The 1,167-nt window shown below is 71.6% G+C and carries 2 protein-coding genes; both read left to right on the forward strand.

All coding sequences use genetic code 11. The annotated features are described in order from the left end of the window. Positions 1-951 (forward strand): RecB family exonuclease (locus AC1DU6_RS32125; RefSeq protein ID WP_477862259.1); only part of this gene is annotated, 951 nt, incomplete at its 5' end. Next, a partial coding sequence (locus AC1DU6_RS32130) for a UvrD-helicase domain-containing protein (protein WP_477862261.1) occupies positions 948-1,167 on the forward strand: 220 nt, incomplete at its 3' end. The genes AC1DU6_RS32125 and AC1DU6_RS32130, both read left to right, overlap by 4 nt.

The raw sequence follows: 1,167 nt of genomic DNA on the forward strand, positions 1-1,167 counted from the left end.
GTGCTGACGCTGCTGCGCTGCGCCTTCGCAGGCGCCGAGCCGCTGCCGGCCAGCCCGCTGCTGGAGCGGCTGGCCGGCGCGGCAGCGCGCAGCGGTCAGGGCCTGCATGAATGGCGCGACGGGCGTGAGCTTCTGACGCCGCCGGGCCAGCCCCAACACCGCGCTGCCGCTGATGCCGATGGCCGCTTGCCGGCGGCCCTGAGCGCCAGCGCCATCGACGCGCTGCGCAACTGCCCCTACCAGTTCTTCAGCCGCGTACTGCTGGGCCTGCGCGAAGCCGACGAGTTGGAGCAAGAGCCCGACAAGCGCGACTACGGCACCTGGCTGCACGCGGTGCTGAAGCGCTTCCACGAGGCGCGCGGGGGGGGCGATGACGACGCCGCATTGCGCGCCGCGGCCGAGGCCGAGCTGGCGTGGCTGGACGCGGCGGACTTCCTGCCTTTCTCGGCCGCCTTCGAGCGGCTGCGCCCGCTGTATCTCGCCTGGCTGGTCGAGGCCGAGGCGGGTGGCCAGCGCTTCGCCGCCGGCGAGGTGGACCGCGACTGCCAACCATTCGATGCGCCACTGGACGCGCTGACGCTGCGCGGCCGCATCGACCGCATCGACGACGCTGCAGGCAAGACTTGGCTGCTTGACTACAAGACCGGCGATGCCAAGGGGTTGAAGGAAAAGCTGGCCGCGCCGCTGGAGGACACCCAGCTTGCCACCTACGCGTTGCTGATGGGCGCCGAGCCGGGGCTGCAGGCGGCCTACCTGGTGCTCGACGATGGCAAGGGCATCGCGCTGCTGCCGCACGCCGACGTCAGCGACACCGCGCTGGCACTGCGCGGCGGGCTGCAGGCCGACCTGATGGCCGTGCGTGATGGCGCGCCGCTGCCGGCGCTGGGCGAGGGCAAGGTCTGCGACTACTGTGAAGCGCGCGGCCTGTGCCGAAAGGATGATTGGGTATGAGCGCAGAACTCGCCTACTGGGCCGACGGCCTGCGCGTGCCGCGCGAGCACTTCTACGCGCTGGCCTGCAATCCTTCGCGGAGCATCGTCGTGGAGGCCTGTGCCGGCGCCGGCAAGACCTGGATGCTGGTGTCGCGCATCCTGCGTGCGCTGCTGGCCGGCGCCGAACCGCAGCAGATCGTCGCCATCACCTTCACCCGCAAGGCCGCCGGCGAGA

The sequence above is a fragment of the Roseateles sp. P5_B10 genome, from assembly GCF_056400485.1.